General features: G+C 37.5%; 4 protein-coding genes. All 4 read left to right on the top strand.

The genetic code is table 11. From position 1 onward, the window contains the following. The first annotated feature begins 269 nt into the window (after positions 1-269). Positions 270-692 carry an Rrf2 family transcriptional regulator gene (locus D6734_12085; protein RMF92512.1) on the top strand — a complete coding sequence of 141 codons (423 nt, stop codon included), beginning with the start codon at positions 270-272 and terminating at the stop codon, positions 690-692. 2 nt (positions 693-694) lie between these two features. Beyond that, positions 695-2,083 carry a cytochrome C oxidase Cbb3 gene (locus tag D6734_12080; GenBank protein RMF92511.1) on the top strand — a complete coding sequence of 463 codons (1,389 nt, stop codon included), beginning with the start codon at positions 695-697 and terminating at the stop codon, positions 2,081-2,083. Continuing rightward, positions 2,083-3,276, top strand: coding sequence for a cytochrome-c oxidase, cbb3-type subunit II (gene ccoO, locus D6734_12075; protein ID RMF92510.1), 1,194 nt, complete (start codon positions 2,083-2,085; stop codon positions 3,274-3,276). The genes D6734_12080 and ccoO overlap by 1 nt, the downstream gene beginning before the upstream one ends. 1 nt (position 3,277) lies before the next feature. After that, positions 3,278-3,411: CcoQ/FixQ family Cbb3-type cytochrome c oxidase assembly chaperone (locus tag D6734_12070; protein ID RMF92509.1), on the top strand; the 134-nt coding region annotated here is incomplete at its 3' end.

Genomic DNA, 3,411 nt, shown 5'->3' with positions numbered 1-3,411 from the left:
GGGATAAGGAGTTGAATGTCGTTAAAGGATTTTCTAATCACTTGATGAAATTTACGAATACTTAACAGTCTCCTCAATGTCTTCTCCCAAATAAAGCTCCATTAAATTTTTTATTGACAGACAACTAAATTTTATATTAATAATAAGACTTGTTTAGTCCTGTTTTAGTATGTTGGATTGAACATAAAAAATATCTGACATCTTTTAAGATTGTGTGACTAAATGAGAGTAAATCATCTCTCGAATATTCACACGGCTTATTAAAAAGGATAGATAATTTGCTTAAACTTAAAAGAGAAACAGATTATGCTGTCCGCTGCATCCTTCACATTGCAAGAAAAAAGAATCGCAAAATATCGAATGTTGCAACAATATCCGAAGAAGAAGATATCCCAACAGCTTTTGTAGCAAAAATACTTCAGCGTTTGACAAAAGGAGGCATTGTTGAACCAATAAGAGGAAAAAAAGGCGGATATAAACTCAAATTGGCTCCAAGCAGAATTACACTTTTTAAAGTAATAGAGATAATGGAAGGTGTACCTGAAATAAATATTTGCTTAAGCAATAATTTTGAATGCCATAGAAAACCTACTTGTCCATTCCACAGAGTCTGTAAAGAAATTCAGGAAAACTTAATCAAATGTTTTAAATCCTATACTTTTACAAAAATTTTAAAAAATACCGGAGAGTAAAGATGAATGGGAATGTTGATTATGATTTTTCAGCGTCAAAAGGATTTATTCTTTCATCAATCTTCTGGGGTATTGTCGGGATTCTAATCGGCATCTATCTAAGTTTGGAATTGGTGATGCCGGGAATGAATTTTGCCCCATGGATTACCTATGGGCGCCTGCGGGTTGTCCATACAAATGGACTTGCCATAGGGTTTGCAGTTGGGATCATCATAGGTCTCTACTATTATATCGTGCAGAAGCTCACAAGAGCATCACTCTATGCTCCAAAACTCGCAAAATTCAATGTTTATCTTTTCAACATTGCAGTAGCATTGGCAGCACTATCACTTTTTGCAGGAATGAATACATCAAAGGAATATGCCGAATTAGAATGGCCACTTGACATCGTTGTTGTAATCATCTGGGTTATCTTTGCCATCAATATATTTGGAACAATTTTAAATGGTAGAGAGAAACATCTCTATGTTACAGCATGGTATTTGATTGCCACAGTAGTAACTATCGCTGTTCTTTACATAGTTAACAATCTCGAAATTCCGGTCTCTCTGTTCAAATCGTACAGCGTATTTAGAGGAGCAAACGATGCAAATGTAGAGTGGTGGTATGGACATAATGTAGTAGCATTTCTTTTTACAACTCCAATAATAGGATTCTTCTACTATTTTCTCCCTGTATCTACTTCATTGCCCATATACAGCCATAGACTCTCGATAATAGGCTTTTGGTCGCTCCTTTTTGCCTATCTATGGACTGGAGCGCATCATTTGATTTATACACCAATGCCTGATTGGATTGAGACTGTGGCTATTGCTTTCAGCATCTTCTTGATTGCTCCCTCATATGCAACAGTAATCAACTGTGTCTATACGATGAAGGGAAATTGGGATAAGATGCGCACCAATTACCTCACCAAGTTTTTTGTAATCGGTATGCTCTTTTATGCCCTTCAAACACTTCAGGGACCTTCTCAGTCCATCAGGTCATGGAGTAGAATCGTTCACTATACTGACTATATTATCGGCCATGTCCATATGGGCACTATGGGCTGGGTAACATTGACAATATGCGGAGGTGCCTATTATATCGCCTCCAAATTAAACAAAAATGGACTTCATAGTATAAAGCTTGCCAATACCCATTTCTGGCTGGTCTTTATAGGACAACTTATTTACACAATCAGTATGTGGATTGCAGGTATTGCCGAAGGGTTTAAATGGAAGGCAGTAAATCCTGATGGAAGTTTGGTTTATACATTTATGGATGTAGTGAATTTTACAAAGCCATATTGGGGAGCAAGAGCCATAGGAGGAATAATATATTTCATTGGCTTTGTCATATTTGCTTATAATATCGTTATGACCTTTAAATCATCAAAGGAGGCTGTCTGATGGCTATTGAAGAAAAACCTGTTCTCCTTACAGTTGCTGCGCTCATAGTTATTCTAATAGGCACAATCGTAACAATGGTTGTTCCTTACTTTATGACTGATATGATGACTCCTCATAATGAAGAAAATATGCCTTACACACCTCTTGAACTCGAAGGGAGAGACATATATATCAGAGAAGGATGCAACAATTGTCATACACAGACGGTAAGGCCCTTGCCTGATGAGATATCGAGATATGGAGATTATTCAAAGATATGGGAGTTCGAATACGATGCTCCCTTCCTTTGGGGCTCGAAAAGGACAGGACCAGACCTTGCAAGAATTGGCGGTAAATATCCTGATAGTTGGCATATAGAGCATATGAAAAATCCAAGAAGTATCGTTCCAGATTCTATAATGCCATCATATGCATTTCTTGCTGAAAGACCTCTGGATACATCTTTAACTTTAAAGAAGATGGAAACATTGGGATATCCTTACACAGAAAAAGAATTGATGGCTCTCGAAGGCAAAACCGAGCTCGATGCATTGATTGCTTATCTACAAAGACTTGGAGTTTCAGGCAAGCCGAAGGTTGTTTCGACTGCAGAAAGTATAATTCCGGAAGGTGCAGAAAACCCCTTTGAAGATGACAGTCAAGCAATAGCCGAGGGGAAAAAAATATATATGAAAAGATGTAAATCCTGTCATGGAGAAGATGGTAAGGGAAAAATCGGTCCCAGTTTGGTTGACTCATTTTGGAAATACGGAAATTCGGACAGAAATATTTTTATATCAATTTATGATGGCAGGCCTAAGGGTATGCCGAAATGGGGTAATAAAATCAGTGTTGATGACACTTGGAAAGTTGCCGCTTACATTCATTCAATAGCGCAAGAAAGCGGGGCTACAGAGGAAGCCGCTAAGGTGAAACTGCCTGAAGGTGCAACAAATCCTTATGCTGGTGAAAAATCTTCAATTGACCATGGCAAAGAAGTTTTCGCTGTCAATTGCGCTGTCTGTCACAATAAGGATGCCACTGGCAAAATTGGTCCAAATCTTAGAGATTCGGAATGGATTTATGGGGGAAGTGATAAGGATATGTTTGAAACTATATACAACGGTACACCCAAAGGTATGCCCACATGGGGGAAAAAGCTTTCTGATAAAGACATTTGGGATGTCATAAACTTCATAAAATCATTGTCTTGAGATGGATATTAATCAGATATCATATTTGGGAATTATTTTTAGCTTTGCTGTTGTATTCATAGGGCTTGTTGTCTATTATTTCAATAATGGAAGAAAGGAAAGAGTGGAAAAGCCCAAATATAGAATAATAGATAT

It is taken from the genome of Candidatus Schekmanbacteria bacterium, assembly GCA_003695725.1.
Taxonomy (GTDB): domain Bacteria; phylum Schekmanbacteria; class GWA2-38-11; order GWA2-38-11; family J061; genus J061.
Note: the sequence above shows the minus strand (reverse complement) of the source record. Positions and strands in the feature narration are given on the sequence as shown.